This is a genomic window from Klebsiella sp. RIT-PI-d, from assembly GCF_001187865.1.
In the GTDB taxonomy this organism is placed as follows: Bacteria; Pseudomonadota; Gammaproteobacteria; order Enterobacterales; family Enterobacteriaceae; genus Superficieibacter.
Genome location: NZ_LGIT01000009.1, coordinates 339,022 through 357,992 on the forward strand (window position 1 = coordinate 339,022; position 18,971 = coordinate 357,992).

At 52.7% G+C, this 18,971-nt stretch carries 17 protein-coding genes; 6 read left to right on the forward strand and 11 right to left on the reverse strand.

Features of this window, described 5'->3' with window-relative positions:
- Positions 1-27 precede the first annotated feature (27 nt).
- The gene (mtnK, locus tag AC791_RS08175; protein ID WP_049839977.1) at positions 28-1,227 is read right to left on the reverse strand and encodes an S-methyl-5-thioribose kinase; all 1,200 of its coding nucleotides are present in this window, start codon (positions 1,225-1,227) and stop codon (positions 28-30) included.
- Positions 1,228-1,332: 105 nt separating this feature from the next.
- On the opposite strand from mtnK, the gene mtnA reads away from it, so the two are divergent.
- Both mtnA and AC791_RS08185 read left to right on the forward strand, forming a co-directional pair.
- Positions 1,333-2,358, forward strand: a complete 1,026-nt coding sequence (mtnA, locus tag AC791_RS08180; RefSeq protein ID WP_049839978.1) for an S-methyl-5-thioribose-1-phosphate isomerase — start codon at positions 1,333-1,335, stop codon at positions 2,356-2,358.
- A gap of 78 nt (positions 2,359-2,436) precedes the next feature.
- On the forward strand, positions 2,437-3,597 hold the full coding sequence (locus tag AC791_RS08185) for a pyridoxal phosphate-dependent aminotransferase (protein WP_049839979.1): 1,161 nt from the start codon (positions 2,437-2,439) through the stop codon (positions 3,595-3,597).
- On the opposite strand, the gene AC791_RS08190 is transcribed toward AC791_RS08185, so the two are convergent.
- From AC791_RS08190 to citR, 3 genes are all read right to left on the reverse strand, one after another.
- Positions 3,598-4,224 carry a ParB N-terminal domain-containing protein gene (locus AC791_RS08190; RefSeq protein ID WP_049839980.1) on the reverse strand — a complete coding sequence of 209 codons (627 nt, stop codon included), beginning with the start codon at positions 4,222-4,224 and terminating at the stop codon, positions 3,598-3,600.
- Complete coding sequence (locus AC791_RS08195; RefSeq protein WP_049839981.1) at positions 4,209-5,432, reverse strand: phosphoadenosine phosphosulfate reductase; 1,224 nt, start codon at positions 5,430-5,432, stop codon at positions 4,209-4,211. The genes AC791_RS08190 and AC791_RS08195 overlap by 16 nt, the downstream gene beginning before the upstream one ends.
- Positions 5,433-5,585: 153 nt before the next feature.
- Complete coding sequence (gene citR, locus AC791_RS08200) at positions 5,586-6,485, reverse strand: DNA-binding transcriptional repressor CitR (protein ID WP_049839982.1); 900 nt, start codon at positions 6,483-6,485, stop codon at positions 5,586-5,588.
- A 632-nt stretch (positions 6,486-7,117) separates the two neighbouring features.
- Here citR and ahpC point away from each other — a divergent pair.
- Both ahpC and ahpF read left to right on the forward strand, forming a co-directional pair.
- Positions 7,118-7,681 (forward strand): alkyl hydroperoxide reductase subunit C, encoded by a 564-nt coding sequence (ahpC, locus tag AC791_RS08205; protein WP_049839983.1) that lies wholly within the window; start codon positions 7,118-7,120, stop codon positions 7,679-7,681.
- Between the two features lie 288 nt (positions 7,682-7,969).
- Positions 7,970-9,535, forward strand: a complete 1,566-nt coding sequence (gene ahpF, locus AC791_RS08210; protein WP_049839984.1) for an alkyl hydroperoxide reductase subunit F — start codon at positions 7,970-7,972, stop codon at positions 9,533-9,535.
- A 73-nt stretch (positions 9,536-9,608) separates the two neighbouring features.
- Here ahpF and uspG read toward each other — a convergent pair whose 3' ends face one another.
- Both uspG and rnk read right to left on the reverse strand, forming a co-directional pair.
- Complete coding sequence (gene uspG / locus AC791_RS08215; RefSeq protein ID WP_049839985.1) at positions 9,609-10,037, reverse strand: universal stress protein UspG; 429 nt, start codon at positions 10,035-10,037, stop codon at positions 9,609-9,611.
- 170 nt (positions 10,038-10,207) lie between these two features.
- Complete coding sequence (gene rnk / locus AC791_RS08220) at positions 10,208-10,618, reverse strand: nucleoside diphosphate kinase regulator (RefSeq protein ID WP_049839986.1); 411 nt, start codon at positions 10,616-10,618, stop codon at positions 10,208-10,210.
- Between the two features lie 246 nt (positions 10,619-10,864).
- On the opposite strand from rnk, the gene AC791_RS08225 reads away from it, so the two are divergent.
- Together AC791_RS08225 and AC791_RS08230 are read left to right on the forward strand one after the other, a co-directional pair.
- On the forward strand, positions 10,865-11,695 hold the full coding sequence (locus tag AC791_RS08225; protein ID WP_049839987.1) for an alpha/beta fold hydrolase: 831 nt from the start codon (positions 10,865-10,867) through the stop codon (positions 11,693-11,695).
- 93 nt (positions 11,696-11,788) lie between these two features.
- On the forward strand, positions 11,789-12,643 hold the full coding sequence (locus AC791_RS08230; protein WP_049839988.1) for an AraC family transcriptional regulator: 855 nt from the start codon (positions 11,789-11,791) through the stop codon (positions 12,641-12,643).
- A 3-nt stretch (positions 12,644-12,646) separates the two neighbouring features.
- Here the strand turns inward: AC791_RS08230 and ptsP are convergent, their stop codons facing one another.
- From ptsP to AC791_RS08255, 5 genes are read right to left on the reverse strand one after another with little or no spacing between them, the layout of a single operon-like run.
- A complete protein-coding gene (gene ptsP, locus AC791_RS08235) occupies positions 12,647-15,142 on the reverse strand; it encodes a phosphoenolpyruvate--protein phosphotransferase (protein ID WP_049839989.1) in 2,496 nt (831 codons plus the stop codon).
- A 22-nt stretch (positions 15,143-15,164) separates the two neighbouring features.
- The gene (gene ypdE / locus AC791_RS08240) at positions 15,165-16,205 is read right to left on the reverse strand and encodes an aminopeptidase (protein WP_049839990.1); all 1,041 of its coding nucleotides are present in this window, start codon (positions 16,203-16,205) and stop codon (positions 15,165-15,167) included.
- A complete protein-coding gene (gene ypdF / locus AC791_RS08245) occupies positions 16,196-17,290 on the reverse strand; it encodes an aminopeptidase (protein ID WP_049839991.1) in 1,095 nt (364 codons plus the stop codon). The genes ypdE and ypdF overlap by 10 nt, the downstream gene beginning before the upstream one ends.
- Before the next feature lie 18 nt (positions 17,291-17,308).
- Positions 17,309-18,553 carry a PTS fructose transporter subunit IIC gene (locus AC791_RS08250; protein WP_049839992.1) on the reverse strand — a complete coding sequence of 415 codons (1,245 nt, stop codon included), beginning with the start codon at positions 18,551-18,553 and terminating at the stop codon, positions 17,309-17,311.
- Positions 18,554-18,574: 21 nt separating this feature from the next.
- Positions 18,575-18,904, reverse strand: a complete 330-nt coding sequence (locus AC791_RS08255; RefSeq protein WP_049839993.1) for a PTS fructose transporter subunit IIB — start codon at positions 18,902-18,904, stop codon at positions 18,575-18,577.
- Between the last annotated feature and the right edge of the window lie 67 nt (positions 18,905-18,971).

An 18,971-nucleotide genomic window follows, 5' to 3' on the forward strand; every position in this document is an offset into this window, starting at 1 on the left:
TGAGGGAGAGGGCAGGGGGAAGTGGGGTTAGCTATACTGCCGGACCCGCGCAATAAACGCGTCAACGTTTTCAATTCTGTCGGCCAGCAAAATCAGCGCTTTTCCCAGGCTAATGGCATGGCGCAGGCAGGCATGGCGCATTTCATCATCGGCAATGGTATCCAGATCCGCAACGTGAGAAAGCCCCACGCTGCGGCGAATCAGTTCTGTTCCGCAAAACCCTACTGCATCGTGCCAGACGTTTTGCAGAAACTGCGACACATAGCCCGGACACGCCAGTGCCCGATCCTGCGTTTTTTCAACGGCCAGTGCCTGAAAGCGTTCAGCGAAAGTATTCCACAGATCGCGGATGTCAGACAGACGCTGCTCGCGGGCAGCAGCAGCGTCCCGAATACCGAGGTGTCCCGGTACGCCACAAAAATTAAGCAGCAAGTTGCCAATGGCGGTGCCGACATCAAAACCGACAGGACCAAAAAAACCAAATTCGGCATCAATGGCTTTCAGGCTATCTTCGGTAACAAAAACAGAGCCGCTATGAATGTCCCCGTGCAGCAGTGCTTCAGCATGAGAGAGAAAACGATGCTTCAGGGCGGCGACGGCAACGTGCAATTGTGGATCGTCGCGCAGAGCCGCAGCCTCCTGCTCCAGCGCAGGTGGATAGCTATTTCGTTCGTGACGTTGATAAGGATCGGTAAAAAACAAATCCTCAGTGATCTCACACATTTCCGGATTACTAAAATTCGCCACCTGGCGCTTTTTCTGCTGAGGATGGAGCCAGAAGTCGCTGGTATGAAACAGTGTTTGTGCCAGGTATTCGCCCAGCTGGCAGGACGCCTGCGGATAATGCACGCCTTTGATCAACTCACCGCGCCAGATGCGATGACTGGAGAGATCTTCCATCACCATGACCGCCAGAGCAGGATCAAAGTGAAGAATATTCACCGTATGCTGCGGACAATACTGATAATGTTCACGCAGGGTCTGGGCTTCAAGCCGGGCACGGTCGAGAGTAAGCGGCCAGGATTCACCGACGCAGCGAACATAAGGCAGCGCCTGTTTCACGATGATGCGACTAATACCCTGTTGATCAAAAATCTTAAACACCAGATTGAGGTTGCCGTCGCCCACCTCCTGCGCCCCGACCAGCACGGCAGGATCTGCCAGACCGCCAAATTTTTGCGCATAGGCCACGGCATCCTGGGCGGTGAACGTTTGATACTGCGACATTGCCTCACTCCTTCATTCTTTTGATTTAAAGCCATTCAGACGTCTATACATCTGGAAATCATCCTGACACAATGTGATACATCAACGCAACAGAGATTTAACGAGATGCAGACACTACAGACAACCAGCCTGCGGATAAGCCAGAACCAGCTTTTTATCCTCGATCAGCAGGCGTTACCGCAGAAGAAAATCTGGCTGGCCGCTGACAGCGTAGATGCCCTGGTCAGCCATATTCATGCGCTTCGCGTCCGCGGCGCGCCGCTAATTGGTCTCTCCGCCAGCCTGCTCCTGGCCTTGCTGGCGGAGAACGGCGCCGGGCGCGATGAATTGCTTTCTGCCATGGAAACGCTGCGCGCCTCGCGTCCAACGGCGGTCAATCTGATGAATAATCTTGATCGCATGAAACTGGCGCTGGCGCAGGCTGATTTTATTCCGGCCCTGGTGAGTGAGGCTGAACGCCTTATTATTGAGGATAAACAGCTTTGTGCACGTATTGCTGAGGCGGGAAGCGCGCTGGTTATGCCGGGCAGTCGGCTGCTTACCCACTGCAATACGGGCGGTCTGGCAACCGCGGGCGTGGGGACCGCGCTGGGGGTTATTACGCATGCGTACCAGCAGGGAAAAGTGGCCAGCGTCTGGGTCGATGAAACTCGCCCGCTGCTCCAGGGAGGACGACTTACCGCGTGGGAGCTGGGCGAGTCAGGAATTCCTTATCAACTGATTACCGACTCCATGGCCGCCAGTCTGATGGCGAAAGGTCAGGTTGACGCAGTCTGGGTGGGTGCCGATCGTATTGCTGCCAACGGCGACGTGGCCAATAAAATCGGCACCTATTCTCTGGCAGTGCTGGCAAAATTCCACGCGATTCCGTTTTATGTCGCCGCACCGTATACCACCCTTGATCGTGGCTGTCCTGAGGGAGATGCTATCCCTATTGAGCAGCGTGCGGGCAGCGAAGTGACGGGAGCCGCGGGCAGCTTTGGCGCGGTTCAATGGGCACCGCACGATGCGCCAGTGTATAACCCGGCTTTTGACGTTACGCCAGCCGCACTGATCAGCGGCTGGGTGCTGGATACCGGCGTCGTCACGCCGCAGGCCGTTGCGGAAGGCATCTTCACTTTGCATCAATAGACGTCTAAACGTCTTGATTGCCAAATGTTGGCGTCATGTTATAGTGGCGCTAACAGTTTTAAATGAGCGGATAAAAGAATGAGCATCAGTTCACCGATCCCCACCAGTAAATTACCGAATCTCGGGACCACTATTTTCAGCCAGATGAGCGCGCTGGCGCAGCAGCATCAGGCGATTAATCTGTCGCAGGGTTTTCCGGATTTTGACGGTCCACGTTATCTTCAGGAGCGGCTGGCCTGGCACGTTTCACAGGGCGCTAATCAATACGCACCGATGACCGGTACTCAGGCGCTGCGTGAGGCGATTGCTGATAAAACCGCAGAACGTTATGGCTATCGGCCGGATGTTAATAGTGATATTACCGTCACGGCCGGTGCGACCGAGGCGCTGTATGCGGCCATCACGGCGCTGGTGCGTGAAGGCGACGAAGTGATTTGTTTTGACCCGAGCTATGACAGCTATGCGCCAGCGATTGAACTGTCCGGTGGGGTAGTAAAACGTGTGGCGCTTCAGCCTCCCCATTTTGGCGTAGACTGGCAGGCATTCGCCGGATTGCTCAGCGACCGCACCCGTCTGGTGATCCTGAATACGCCGCATAATCCTTCCGCTACCGTCTGGCATAAAGCCGATTTTGATGCGCTATGGCAGGCCATTCACGCGCGTGAAATTTATGTGCTGAGTGATGAAGTCTATGAGCATATTTGCTTTGCACAGGACGGCCATGCCAGCGTGCTGGCGCATTCCGATTTGCGTGAGCGTGCGATTGCCGTCTCGTCCTTTGGTAAAACCTATCATATGACCGGCTGGAAAGTAGGCTACTGTGTTGCTCCGGCAGAGATAAGCGCTGAACTGCGTAAAGTGCATCAGTATTTAACGTTCTCGGTGAACACGCCTGCACAACTGGCGCTGGCGGATATGCTGCGCGCCGAGCCGGAGCACTATCGTGAGCTACCTGCGTTTTATCAACAGCGGCGCGATCTCTTTATTACCGCGCTGGGCGCGAGCCGCCTTGAGATTCTGCCCTGTGAGGGAACCTATTTCCTGCTGGCTGATTACAGCGCGATTTCCAGCCTCGATGATGTTAGTTTTTGCCGATGGCTCACTGCTGAAGTGGGTGTTGCCGCAATACCGCTGTCCGTTTTTTGCGCCGATCCCTTTCCGCATAAGCTGATTCGTCTCTGTTTTGCAAAACAGGAATCGACATTGCTTGCTGCCGCCGAACGGCTTTGCAAACTGTAGTTATTTAACGGTCCAGCTTTCGGAGTACTGACGGTCTTTAAACAGTTCAAGAAGACCGTTTACCTGTTTCAGGCGCAGTACTTCGTCAGCATCCATCCCCAGCTCCTTGCCTATTTGGCTATCTTCCCAACCCAGATGCGCCAGCTCGCGGACAATTTCCGCCATGGCGTTAATTTGATGTCGTCCGCGGGCGCGATTATGGCGAATGGTTGATGCCATATGAGACGAGCGTTTTTCATCATGTTCTTTCAGCAAGGCAACGGGTATATACCCTTTTAGCTTACGTGCCAGTGAATTTTTATTTTGCGCCAGCTGCTGGCGATGGAAACCGTCGACGATTTCATAGCCATCCGGAAAATTTTCGGAAACGACAATAGGTTGAGTAAAGCCATCAACCTCAAGCGAGCGCAGAAGGAGCTTGTTTTCAGGGGGCGCAACATTATTAGGATTATAGTTATTAGGCACAAGCGCCTCGTTTTTTACCCATAATACGCAATCAACGGGGTTCTCATTAAACGGACTGAAATCGTGCAGCAGGCGACGAAAATTATTGATTGCTTCTATACGTTCAGCTTCTGGTAACGTTTCAAGATAGCCAGCAAGCACCAGCATTATTCTTTGTTGCATAAGATGTTCCACTCCTTACGTTTATTTTTTATACGTTCGTTATAGCGCTTATAGTGTCCTGGTTTATTAGGGCTAAATGAGAGCATCCGGCACCAGTAATCATTATTAAGTAATACTTTGCATATTCGCCGCCAGGAAGGGATATCCTTCGAGCCAATATCACCAGCCTGGGTATCCGGAATTTCGGACATTCCTTTTTGCGTGTACCAGTGTAAATAAACCGCAATTTTGTTGCGGTAATGCTCAGCTGTTTTTGGCGGCATACTGTCGAGTAAAAACAGGGCGTAACTTTGCCACGTATGGTGCTCAGGCTTCATTAACTGACGATGGCCGTAAAATTTGCTGTCCTGCCCGGCATACATCCCTCCGCTGTGAACCCCGCTTACGCGCTGACACATCAGCCCCCAGCGCTCCGGCTCCAGTACGTGATACAACCATAATCCCTGACGTTGTTCCGGGCCAAAAGGCTCGCAAATCCGCATATAGCGTGGTGGTACGCCTGCCTGATACATCAGGTTATAGAGCGGGTTATACGGCTGCTGGCTTTTGGCAAACCATGTCCAGATATCGGCCGTTTTCCAGTCATACAGAGGGTAGACATACCAGGCGTGCGCGCCGGGCGCAAGCGTGGTCCACGGTTTATCATCTGAAAAACGCTGTTTACGTCGTGAGGCGATACTGAGGAAGCGGTTATAAGATTCATCAGCGCGAATGCCCACCATCACCGCGGCCGGACGTTTTTGCGAGAACCATTCGGCAAATTCCTGAACGAATGTTTCGAACGTCATTCCCGCCTTATAGAAAGGAAAAAAGCTGTGTGACGTAATGGCATAATCAGGCGGTTGTCTGACCCAGCTTGTCCCCGGCTGCCAGCACTGCCATTCGGGGGTAAATTGCGACAGGGCATTTTGCGTCGTTAAAGGCAGAGCGACCCAGTAGAATTCATCAATGATATCGCTGTAATAATCGCGTAAGTGTTCACAATGCTTAATAGTGCTGGAGAACTGTGCCTCCCAGTCAATAAACAGGACGCTAATCTTGATACCTGATTCGCGTGCAAGCCGGGCAGTGAGGTGAAACATGAGTGTGGAATCTTTACCGCCTGAAAAAGAAACGCATATACGAGGAAAGTTGTGCAGCGTCCATCGGATACGCTCCCGGCTGGCATCCAGAACATTCTGGACCAGTGGAATTTTGTACAGAGACATTTTTCAACCTTATTTGAAGGTTAGAAAGCGTAAAGAGATAAACAGGGCTTATTCAAACCCCTGCGCTCGCGAGGAGTAATTATCACGCATATTTTAAAGTGAGTAAATTAATTTGTTTGTATTTATCAGATGAATGATATTTTTTGATGGATGTTATCTCGGTGTTATTTTATTAATAAAATTGGCAAAGACTTCGTTATTAAGCGAGGAGCGGTTGTACATTAAATAGGCATTAAAGGGCGCTAATTCGACAGGCAAGGTTAGTTTTTTCAGATTGAAAGAGTGTTTAAATGCCGAAAAAATTCCCTCTGTCATTATCCCTACCAGATCGGATGAGCTGACTATATTTATTATGCTAACAAATGAATCGCTGCGAAATGCTATTTTGCGCCCCGGCAACTGATTTTCTATTTCGGACTGAAGATGGTGCAAGCCTGAATCTTTATTATCGAGGAACGTAAAGTCTTCCTGTAACAGTTCTTCTATAGTACAGCTATCGCCAAGCCTGGGATGCGCTTGTCGGCAAACGGTTACCACCGGGAACGTCCTATAGAGTGCGCAACAAATGGAACGGTTATTTGTCGGTGCCACTGAAATGATAAGATCGGCTTTGCGGTAGGCCAGTAAATCTTCGGCCGTCTCAGGCGACATCAGCAGATCGTGATGTTCGATTTCAAATTGGCTGCTTTGCAGTAAAAGTAGAATTGGCTCAAGCAGCCCTGAGTTAAGCAGCAGTTGCGGGCAGTAAATAACAAATTTTTTACGCAATGAAGATCCGTGCGTAATGTTAATGGTTTGTTCAATCTGGTTAAGATTCTGTTCAAGGTGCAAGTGCAGATTAACGCCAACTGTGGTAGGCGTAATACCTTTTCCTGAACGAATAAACAGGGGGTCGTCGAGTTGAATGCGTAAACGCTGTAGCGACTGACTAACGGCTGAAGGCGTAATATAAAGGGTAGCTGCGGCCTTGCTGATACTCAAATGTTGATAGATACATTCAAAAATAACCAGTAAGTTGAGATCGAATTTTTTAAGATCGTAGAGATTAGCCATAGACCAGCCTTATGGATCACAGTCTGAAAGTGGATTTTATTTAAATGATAAAGATAGTTTTATTTTATTTATTCACAAACCGTGTATGCATTAAATCTGCTAACGACTTGACTTTGAATAAAGATATCATAAAAATTATGGCTTAACCACACGATTTGTGAAAGTGACATGCATAACAACGTTTGTTTACATTTCTTATATCAATTCGTTTTTTTGGTTGAGATTAATCCGTACTTAATGCTGATAAATTAATTATTCGTTTAATTAATGAAAAAGAGTCTCGCTTACATCTTTACGAGCTACAGTAGCGTAGGGAAAAACTGTTAAGGCTTTTTTTGCGTCAAATGGCATACTCTATCAGAGCCATAGGCACAGCCTCTCAAATGGTGATTGCCCTTTCAATTGCAGGGTGATGTAATTCTACGTACATTCTGGCTCTGTCGGAATATTTTTACATTTTAATAACATTGTCTCTGGCGTCGGGCTGCCCAATCGCCTTCAACGTTCAGCATCAAAAGTTGTTATTGAGTAGTTGTTAGCTAACGCTTATTGATTTGATAATGGAAACGCATTAGCCGAATCACAAAAAATTCGTTAACTTACATCTCAACGAAAACACGGAGGAAGTATAGATGTCCTTGATTAACACTAAAATCAAACCTTTTAAAAACCAGGCGTTCAAAAACGGTGAGTTCATCGAAGTTACCGAAAAAGATACTGAAGGCCGCTGGAGCGTATTTTTCTTCTATCCGGCTGACTTCACCTTCGTTTGCCCGACCGAACTGGGCGACGTAGCGGATCACCATGAAGAACTGCAGAAACTGGGCGTGGACGTTTACTCTGTTTCTACTGATACCCACTTCACTCACAAAGCATGGCACAGCAGCTCAGAAACTATCGCTAAAATCAAATATGCGATGATCGGCGACCCGACTGCTGCACTGGCACGTAACTTTGAAGTGCTGCGCGAAGATGAAGGTCTGGCTGACCGTGGTACTTTCATCGTTGATCCGCAGGGCATCATCCAGGCCGTTGAAGTAACTGCTGAAGGTATCGGCCGTGACGCATCAGACCTGCTGCGCAAAATTAAAGCTGCACAGTACGTGGCTTCCCACCCAGGCGAAGTATGCCCGGCTAAATGGAAAGAAGGCGAAGCTACTCTGGCTCCGTCGCTTGACCTGGTCGGCAAAATCTAAAATTCACGGCGTCTTTCGCGCCACAGCGGCGTTGGCTGCGCTTAATCACCCCGGTCACTTACTTATGTAAGCTCCGGGGATTCATAAGCTTGCCGCCTTGCTGTAACGCGAAATACGTGTGAATTACTGAGTGAATTGCTGGCGTCTTTCGCGCTACGGCCGCGTTGGCTGCCAGCACGCAAAGCGGGTGTTCCGCACCCGTTTTTTCCCAGCATCATAATGCAAACCGTATTCAGGCAGCGTGCTTAAGGCCGTTTGCATGATGATGTTTTTAGCCCAGGAGATAGTATGCTCGACACTAATATGAAAACCCAGCTCAAAGCCTATCTTGAGAAGCTGACTAAACCTGTTGAGTTGATTGCCACGCTGGATGACAGCGCTAAATCGGCAGAAATCAAGGAATTGCTGGCTGAAATTTCGACCCTGTCAGATAACGTCTCTTATAAAGAAGACAATTCTCTGGCGGTGCGTAAACCTTCATTTTTAATTACTAACCCTGGCTCCAGCCATGGTCCGCGCTTTGCCGGATCGCCGCTGGGCCACGAGTTTACTTCGCTGGTACTGGCCCTGTTGTGGACCGGCGGACATCCGTCGAAAGAAGCACAGGCGCTACTGGAGCAGATCCGCGATCTGGACGGCGATTTTGAATTCGAAACGTATTATTCCCTTTCATGCCATAACTGCCCGGATGTCGTGCAGGCGCTGAACCTGATGGCGGTGCTGAATCCGCGCGTTAAGCACACCGCAATTGATGGCGGAACGTTCCAGAATGAAATCACCGATCGTAATGTGATGGGCGTTCCGGCAGTATTTGTTAACGGCAAAGAGTTTGGTCAGGGCCGTATGACGCTGGCTGAAATCGTCGCGAAAGTGGACAGCGGTGCTGAAAAGCGTGCTGCCGACGAACTGAATCAGCGCGATGCGTATGACGTGCTGATTGTTGGATCGGGTCCGGCAGGCGCGGCGGCGGCAGTCTATTCTGCCCGTAAAGGTATTCGTACCGGTCTGATGGGGGAGCGCTTCGGGGGGCAGGTACTGGATACCGTGGATATCGAAAACTATATCGCCGTGCCGAAAACCGAAGGTCAAAAACTGGCGGGCGCACTGAAGGCGCACGTTAACGACTATGCTGTTGACGTTATTGATACCCAGAGTGCCTCACGTCTGGTTCCTGCGGCGCAGGAAGGCGGTTTACATCAGATTGAAACAGCTTCAGGTGCTGTTCTGAAGGCGCGCAGCGTGATCATTGCGACCGGTGCCAAATGGCGCAACATGAACGTGCCGGGTGAAGATCAGTATCGTACTAAGGGTGTAACCTATTGCCCGCACTGTGACGGCCCGCTGTTTAAAGGTAAGCGTGTTGCGGTCATCGGCGGCGGTAACTCCGGCGTCGAAGCAGCTATCGACCTTGCGGGTATTGTTGAGCACGTCACGCTGCTGGAATTTGCACCTGAGATGAAAGCCGACCAGGTTTTGCAGGATAAAGTCCGTAGCCTGAGCAACGTTGATATTATTCTCAATGCGCAAACGACCGAAGTAAAAGGCGACGGGGCTAAGCTGACCGGGCTGGAATACCGTGATCGGGTGAGCGGCGATGTTCATCACGTCGCGCTGGCCGGGATTTTCGTCCAGATCGGCCTGCTGCCGAATACCACCTGGCTGGAAGGCGCGATTGAGCGTAACCGGATGGGTGAAATCATGATTGATGCGAAGTGTGAAACCAGTGTTAAAGGCGTGTTCGCCGCTGGTGACTGTACTACCGTCCCGTACAAGCAAATTATCATTGCGACCGGCGAAGGGGCAAAAGCGTCTCTCAGCGCGTTCGATTATCTGATCCGCACGAAAATTGCATAATTCAAGACCTGCAATGTGAGTGGGCCACCTTCGGTGGCCCTTTTTTATGCTGGTAAAAGCATGTCTGTCGGCACTAACGCACCACCAGCACGGGAAGATTGGTATGACGGATAACGCTTGAAGCATTAGAGCCCAGCAGATGGGTTGCCATTGAGGGACTGCGTGAACCAATCACGACGATATCGGCAGTTAACTCTTTAGCCAGCTCGTTTACCGCGTCACGCACGCTACCGGCGCGGACATGGATCTTAATACGCGAAGGATCGATGCTGAAATGTTCGACCATGGTTTTTAATCGGGTTTCAGCTTCCTGCCGCAAATGATCTTCGAAGCGGCGCAAATCGGAGGCAAAGCGTTCCATAGTCAGACTCGCAGAACCAGGGAGCACGTGCAGCAAATGAATAATCCCTTTTTGCTGCGCCAGAAATTCGGCATGACTGACAGCTTTGTCGCTGAGCGCCATTTCAAAGACATCAACCGGCATAATAATCGTGTTGTACATATCTGTTCCTCCTTGTGATCATTACTGATATCAAAGCATATTTTACCCGTCAATGATGTTTACAGGTTCGCAGAATTGTCGACTATTGCCGTCGAAGAGGTAAAGTTTTGTAGACGGAGAGAGGATGCATAAACATCCTCTGAAAAGCGCATGACGCTTAAGGCAGAAAGTTAGCGCTGATAATCACCGGCGGCTTCAGGCTGATAGAGAAGCTCCAGTACTTCCAGGTGGGTGGATGTGCCGCCGGGAAGTTCCCAGTGAATGGTGCTGCCAACTTCAAGACCCAATAATGCCGCGCCAACCGGGGCCAGCACAGAAAGCTGAGTACTGCTGTCGGTCATCTGCGTCGGAAAAACCAGCGTTCGCACGTGTTCCTCGCGGTTGGTCAGATCGCGGAATCTGACGGTACTGTTCATACTGACCACGTTATCTGGCAGTGATTCTGGTGGGCACATCTGCGCACGGTCCAGTTCGGCATTTAGCGCGTCGGCCACCGGCAGCGCGGCATAAGCCGGTTTTTCCAGCAGGCGATCAATACGCTCGGCATCAAATTCGTTAATGATTATCGCTGGTCTGGGCATTGTTGACTCCATGTTATTGTTGGCAGTGATGTACTGCAAAATCCAAAAGAAAACCCCCACCGTCAGAGGTGAGGGTTAGCTCTTCCCATCATACTGAGAGTTGGCCTGACTTTGAAGTGACATAGCCCACAGAAGTCAGTCGCTGTACGACGCATATTTTTTGCGATGCCCATCAAACTTCATCATTCTGAATTATGCTTTCAGGCACCGCTGCAGCGTGCAGCGCCCTGACATAGCGGAGATCCCATGCGTGAATTTGATAAACTGACTCTGAAAGATGGCAGCTATCTGTATTTTAAAGACTGGGGCAGCGGTCAGCCCGTCGTATTCAGCCACGGCTGGCCCCTTACTGCTGATGCCTTTGAAGATCAGATGCTATATCTGGCGTCAAAAGGATTTCGCGTGATTGCACATGACCGGCGCGGGCACGGCCGCTCGGCGCAGCCGTGGGACGGACATAATATGGATCAGTATGCCGACGATCTTGCCGAACTGATTACGCATCTGGATCTGCGGGACGCGGTGCTGGTAGGACACTCGACCGGCGGCGGTGAAGTGGCGCGTTACATTGGTCGTCACGGCACGAAACGGGTGGCAAAAGCGGTGCTGATTGGCGCGGTAACGCCAGTGATGATCAAAAGTGAGGCCAATCCGGACGGCGTAGAAAAAGCCGTATTTGACGGGATCCGTGAAGGCGTGATTAACGACCGCGCGGCGTTCTTCTACGAACTCACCAAAGCCTTTTATGGCTATAATCGCTTTGGCAATAAAGAGTCGAAAGAGGTGCGTCGAAGCTTTGTGCGCCAGGGATTACAGGGATCGATAAAAGCGCTGTATGACTGTGTGGCTGCTTTTTCGGAAACGGATTTTCATCAGGATCTGCAGAAAATGACGATTCCGACGTTGGTTATTCATGGTGATGACGACCAGATCGTTCCGTTTGAAACCTGCGGCAAAGCGGCGGCGGAACAGCTGCCGGATGGCAGGTTAAAGGTTTACAAGGGCGGCTCACATGGGATTTGTACGACCCATAAACATGAGATTAATGTCGATTTGCTGACCTTTATTCAGGGATAATTTTACCGCCCGGCGTCAGGATGTGACCGTCGGGCTAACACCGTTCGCATTTCAGGGTAAGATAGGGCATCTGCTTATCACGGACTGCCCTCTATGCCTGCGCCTGCGCTTCCTGCCGATCAACAATTTTTTGCCGATCTCCTTAGTGGGCTGGTGCTCAATCCGCAGCATTTGGGCCGCGTATGGTTTGCCAGCGCGCAAAAAACAGCTCATGCGGGAGAGCTGTGCATTGATTTTCCGCGTCTGGAAGTGGTGCTGCGCGGCGAGTATGGGAATCGACTCTCCCCGGACCAGCGGCATATTAGTCAGGGTGAAATGTTGTATATCCCGCCCCGCGCGGCCAATGCACCGCAGTTTGATAAGCCGGTGATGGTCTTAAGCCTGGTATTTGCCACCGCGTGGCTGGGGCTGACTTTTTATGATTATCGCCGCGGCAATACGGCGGTGCCGCTGCGCAAAATCGAATTACCGCATCTGCAACGCGGGGAGGGCGAAGCTATTCTGACCGCGCTGACGCTGCTGAGCCGTTCTCCGCAGGATCAGGATATTATTCAGCCGCTCACCCTGAGCCTGCTACATCTGTGCCGTAAAGTGGTTAATGCTGAGCCGGATCGAACGCAATCGCGTCCGGCCTTTCTGTATCAAAGTATTTGTCGCTGGTTACAGGATAACTACGCTGAACCCCTGACGCGGATGAGCGTGGCGCGTTTTTTCAATATTACGCCGAACCACCTTTCGCGGCTGTTCAGTGAACAGGGCACCATGAGCTTCGTTGATTATCTGCGCTGGGTAAGAATGGCGAAAGCGCGCATCATGTTGCAAAAATACCAGTTTACCATCGCAGACGTTGCGCGGCGCTGCGGCTACCCGGACAGCGACTATTTTTGCCGACTCTTCCGACGCCAGTTTGGCCTGACGCCGGGAGAGTATCACGCCCGTTTTCAGTAACGATCAGAACGTTATTTCTGTAGTAAGAAGATCCAGAATGGTCTGTGCGTCCCGGGCAGAAAACAGGGTTTCACGAAACCCTTTGTTAACCAGCTTGCGTGCCAGCTGAGAGAACACTTTGACGTGATTGATCGCCTCCTGTTCGCCCAGCGTCAGCATGATCACCAGTTCTACGTCGCCCATCTCCGATTCCCAGCTGACGGGCGCAGAAAGGCGGGCAATACTGATGCTGGAATGGCGGACCCACGCCGATTTCGTATGCGGTATGGCCACGCCAAACCCGACACCGGTGGTCACAATCTCCTCGCGCTGCCAGATATCCTCCTCAAGCTCAATGGGATGGTCAGTACGTCCGTTAACGGCCAGATTGCCGCACAGATACTGGATAACCTGCTCCTTGCGGGTAAGGTTTTCCACAAAACAGATATTTTCCAGCGCCAGTAGCGGACGCGCATCCTCTTCGGGGGTAAAATCGTTAAGCAGTTTTTCGATATCTTCAGGACTGCGACAGTCGCAGGCATTCTCGGCCAGTGTGCGACAGGCCTGGCTATCGAGCTGGCGCAGCAGACTTTTGATGGCCGGAATGCGCGGGCCACTCATACTGAGTTCATCCAGCCCCATCCCCAGCAGCAGCGGCAAATAGCGTGCTTCACCGCCCAGCTCGCCGCAGATGCCAACCCATTTCCCGTGGCGATGGGCGACGTCAATAATCTGGTGCAGCATTCGCAGGAACGAAGGGGCGATCGGATTATACAGCGGCGAGACGCGCGGATTATTACGATCGACCGCGTACAAATACTGCGTCATGTCGTTGGAGCCAATACTGAAGAAATCTATTTCTTCACAGAAATGGTCGATGATGTAACACACCGAGGGCACTTCAACCATAATCCCCAGCGGCAGAGTAGTGGCGTAGCGCAACCCCTGAGCCTGAAGCTCGCTGCGTACCCGCGCCAGTTCCTGTTTGACCCACAAAATTTGATCCAGACTGTGTACCATCGGGATCATCAGCAGCGCATTGCCGAACGCGCCGGCGCGTAAAATAGCCCGCAGCTGCGTACGAAACAGATCGGCGAATTCGGCATAAATGCGCACCGCCCGATAGCCAAGGAACGGATTTTCCTCCCGGGGAATATTCAGCCAGGGCAGGGGTTTATCGCCGCCAATATCCATGGTGCGAAAAATAACCGGTTTTTCCCCGGCGGCCAGCAACACGTGCTGATACGCCTCAAACTGCTCCTGCTCATCGGGGGCCTGCTCCCGGTCCATATAGAGCATTTCGCTGCGAAACAGTCCCACCCCTTCAGCCCCGTGGGCAAAGGCTCCCGGGGCTTCCAGCGCGCTGCCAATATTGGCCGCCACTTCAAGCGGTTTACCGTCCAGCGAACGCGCGGGCAACGCGGCGGCCTGCGCCTGCTGTCGGGCCTGTTTATCGGCCAGCTGACGGGCAATAGTGTAATATTCTTTGACTGCCGTATCGGGAGAGATAACCAGCACGCCGCATTGACCATCAAGTACAGCCTCGCGCTGCGCCAGCGGAGTAAGTTGCGCCACGCTGATCCCGCTCAGTACCGGCACTGACGCGGCGCGGGCAAGGATCAGGGTATGTGATGTGCGGCCGGTTTTTTCCAGCACCATGCCGCTGAGTTGCCGCAGGTCGAGACTGAGAAACTGACTCGGCGTGAGATCTTCGGCAATCAGCAAGGTCGGCTGCGTTAGCGTACGGGTCATATTTTTACGTAGATCGGGCCAGGTGATATGCAGCAGTTGCTCGCTAATGTCGCGGATATCACTCACCCGTTCGCGTAAATATTCACTGCTTGAGGAAGAGAGTTTTGCGCTTATTTGCTCCATATTGATGATGATAGCGGCTGCCAGGCCGGACTTACTTTCCCGCATCAGGCGGCGAATATTATCGGCAAACTCATCGTCCTGAATTAATGAAAGATGCGCACTGACGATAGCTTTACTCTCACCAGTCAGCACCTGAAGCTGCTGGTTAAACTGCTCGGCAAGCGCCGCGAGGCTGTGCTCCAGCCGGGTATTGTCTTCCGGGCTGGCGGCAATAGCGCGATAGCGATCGAGGTCATCCCTGTGCCAGAGCGTCAGGGTGCCGCTGCCGATACCGCTTGCCAGTACGTGACCGGAAAGCAGGTCGGGATGTAATCGTGCGAGCGAGCGAGGCAGAGGCTGAGCCGTTGGATCGACGGTTATCGGCTGCTCGCTGTCGCTGTCAATAAACCGGTGCTCAAGGTAATTTTCCAGCGCCCGGCGCGCCTGTTCTTCATCGCTGCCGGTGATTTCAAGGCTGCAACTGTCATTAAACAGCGTACCGGTGCCGATCAGCGCCAGAGAGCTTTTCGCATCTGCCTGGCTATTCAGTCGGTGATTAATAAGTCTGATGTCACTTTGCCACTGGCTACACTGTTCTTTCAGTTCCCAGGCCGGGCGAGCATGCAGACCGTTTGGCAGCGGGCAGAGAAACGGAATAGTTAACATAACGGCTCCTGTCAACGCAGAATCAGCATCTGAAATCCGTCAGATGCGCTACGGTTTCGGCATTAGTATGGGTGAGTATCGCCACCAGAAGCTGGTGGGTAAGCGCAATATCATGCGCATCGGCAATGGATGCCGCGCAGTGACCGTGGCGGGTGGGGGGACCAATAACCACCGTCGGCACGCCGGTGCCGCTAAGGTGTATTTCACCGCCGTCGGTGCCGCCGTTGCTGAACATATCCAGCTGGAGAGGGATTTGATTGCTGGCGGCAATGCTCTCTATCCAGGCAGTCAGTTTGGGCGGGGCCATCATTGATTTATCGTGGCAAACCAGCATTGGACCCGCGCCCGTTTGCCGGTGGTTATCACGACCATAGTCAAAGTTTTGCGCCCAGCAGGCGGTATCAAGCACGATCGCCAGATCGGGGTTAATTTTGCGCGTTGCGGTTTGCCCGCCGCGCAGCCCCACTTCTTCGCTGGAGCTGGCCACCAGCCAGACTTCGGCTGCCAGCGGCGTCTGGTGAAGCTCACGTAACAGCGTGAGGATCAGGTAGCAGCCGAGCCTGTCGTCAAACGCCTTACCCATTAGCTGCTGGTGCGGCAACTGCGTAAACGGGGTGGCAAAGGTGACGCGGTCGCCGGGTGCAATACCGGTGCTTTCTACCGCCTCAGCACTACGCGCCCCGATATCGACGCGCAATTTTGTTACCTCACTGCCGTGGCGCTCACCGTCCAGCAGGCCGCTGATTTTGTTACCGTCACGGGTGGTTATCCGTACCGTCTGCAGTTCGCGCGCCGCCATGCGCACATTGCCGACCGGCAGGACGTCGATCGCACCGGACTGGGCGATGCTGCGCACGATAAAACCTACTTCATCCATGTGCGCACAGACCATCACCTTTGGCCCGTGGCTTTCATTGAGGCGGATAAGAACAGAACCAAGGCCGTCAAACAGTACTGGTTTTTGATAGCGATCGGCCCACGCCAGCATAATCTGGCGCACTTCCTGTTCGGCGGCGGCAATGGCATCCGCTTCGCTTAACGCCTTCAGTAACGTTACATCCATGACGTCTCTCCGGTGGTCAATAGCGTTTTGGGCAGGGTATACAACACCTCGGCACCGGCGGCAGTGACCAGCACCACATCCTCTATGCGTACGCCACCCCGGCCTTCAAGATAAATTCCCGGCTCGACGGTCAGCAACATGCCGGGCTGTAAGCGAGTGGTGTCGGTGGGTGAGAAGCGCGGATTTTCATGGACCTCAATGCCGATCGCATGACCGGTGTTATGGCCAAAATAGTCACCATAACCGGCGCGGTGGATCATATGGCGGGCGACGGCGTCGACCTCACAGCAGGGTACGCCGGGGCGGACGGCGGCGATGGCCGCCAGTTGCGCGGCCAGCACAGTCTGGTAGACGGACCAGAGCGGGTGTTTTTCAGGGGCGGGATAGTGACCCGCCACCAGAAATGTACGGGTCATATCCGAACAATATCCCTGGTACCGGGCACCAAAATCCAGCGTGACCAGCTCGCCTGCCACAATGATCTTCTCTGAGGCTTTAGCGTGAGGCAGCGCACCGCGCGGGCCGCTGGCAACAATAGTATCGAAGGCGGGCTTCTGTGCGCCCTGTTGTTTCATAAACCACTCCAGCTCTGCGGCGACGTCACTTTCGCGCATTCCCGGCGTAATAAAGCCGCGAATATGTTCCGCGCTCAGATCGGCAATGCGGCAGGCCTGACGTATTATCGCAATTTCCGCTGGCGTTTTGATTTGCCGCAGCCCATCGAGTGAAATGGCCTTCAGTGTTGCATTGAGGTGCTTGTTCCACTCGCAGCCGGTTTGCCAGCTGACCTGCTGCCCCTCAAAACCGAGATGCTGAAGCTGTTCACTGGCCATCAGCGTATTAACGATCGCAGGCATCGTATTCTGGTCATTCATCAGATGCAGTTGATAGCCGCGGGTATTTTCAGCTACCTGAGCGTAGTAGCGAAAATCCACCATGATATGCGCTGTCTGACGGGTGACTAGCACATAACCCGCGCTACTGGCGAAACCGAAATGCGGCTGCTTATTTTGCCGGGATGAAATCAGTACCGCATCGAGATGCTGCTCTTCAAGCCAGAGACGCAGCGTGGCAAGGCATGTCATCAGGTATCTCCTTGATCCTTATAGCGAGTCGAGCAGTAGCTTGCCTCTGCGGTAAAGCATATTGCGCAGAAAAATCGCCATCAAAGCGGTGATCAACGCGCCCAGCACAATCCCGAACATATACATGCCGAGGTTGGTTACCAGCGGCCATGCCCAGATGGCCGATTCCGGGAACCACTGCACGGCACCGAGCCATACTGCGGTCGTTGAGCCGACAATAGCGCCGGTCATATAAGCCGGGATAGCGGTTATCGGGCTTTCCAGCGCAAAGGGGATCGCGCCTTCACTGATCCCCATAAAAGCGAGGAACATGGCGGTCTTACCCTGCGGATACAGCTGTGGGCTGAACAACCGTTTGCCGGTTAAGCGACGGTCAAGAAGCGTTGCCAGACCAAGGCCAATCGGTGGGATCACGATGGCGATTGAGCGCGCCGTGACGGGCAATACGTGGTCGGTGGTGAAGCTAAAGGCCACAAACCCTGCCGCTTTGTTAATCGGGCCGCCAAGGTCAATCGCCGTCGCTGCGGCAATGCCACCGGCATACATCAGTACGCCTTTATCACCCGCAGCGGTGAGCAGGGTACGAATGCCGCCGTTGATCCAGCCGCCAAACGGTGTAATAACGTAATACATCGCCAGCATGACAAAAATGGCGGAGATAATCGGCAGTAAGAAAGTGGTTTTAAATGCCAGCAGAAAGTCCGGAAGCTGAATTTTCTGGTTCATCCACTTGACGAAATAACCCGCCGCAATCGAGATGATTAGCGCGCCAATAAACGTCGACGGTACCGGAGCCGTGGTGACCCACTGGAGCGAGCTGGGATCAAAATTAAGCAGTTGTGTCGGCTGCGTGGACATCAGGCCGCCGATGAAACCTGCCGGGAAAGCCAGCTTGCCGCCAATAGAGTTGGCAACAAAGGCGGCAAACATCGGGATCGCAAAGCCAAACAGCACGCCGCCGAAAGACTGTGACAGCCAGGCAAACTTCAATAACGAGAGGTCGAAACCGGTAAATTTGCCCGAGTTAAGTGCATCCAGAATTCCGGTATCGGCCGGGATATGGAGCCAGCTGTAGGCGATCAGTTGTGAAAAGGCGAGGATCACTCCACCCATAATCAGGGTTGGAACCATCCGTGAAATACCTGACATTACATGCTGCGGCAACTCACCCCAGAAGCCAGTGCGGGTGGCCGATGCGTTTTTAACCGCCGTGGCCCCGGACGCGCCGGGACCCTCGGTGGCACTGCGTTTTTTAATGGCCATAAGCGGTATCCCTGGAACGTTTTATTGTTGTTCGGCGGCAATCAACTCTTCGATTTCTTTAATGATGCCGGCCGCATTTTTGATCGCATCCTGGAGGGTAATTTCATAGACGTCACGAGTCGCAAAGCGCTCGTTATCTTCCGGCGTGACGGCCACGGAGTGAATGATAATGTCGGCTTCGGCGATATCCTGGGCGGTCAGGCGATTCTGAATACCGTCTGCGCCCTGGGTTTCAATTTTGATATGGTCGTAGCCTGCTTCCTGAGCGGCATCTTCCAGTGCCTGAGCCGCCATAAATGTGTGAGCAAGACCCATAGGGCAGGCGCAGAGTGCAATAAATTTCTTAGTCATAGTGAATTTCTCCTGTAAAGACTGAGCGGATTATGATCAGGAAACAGGAGGGGGGTAATCAGATAAA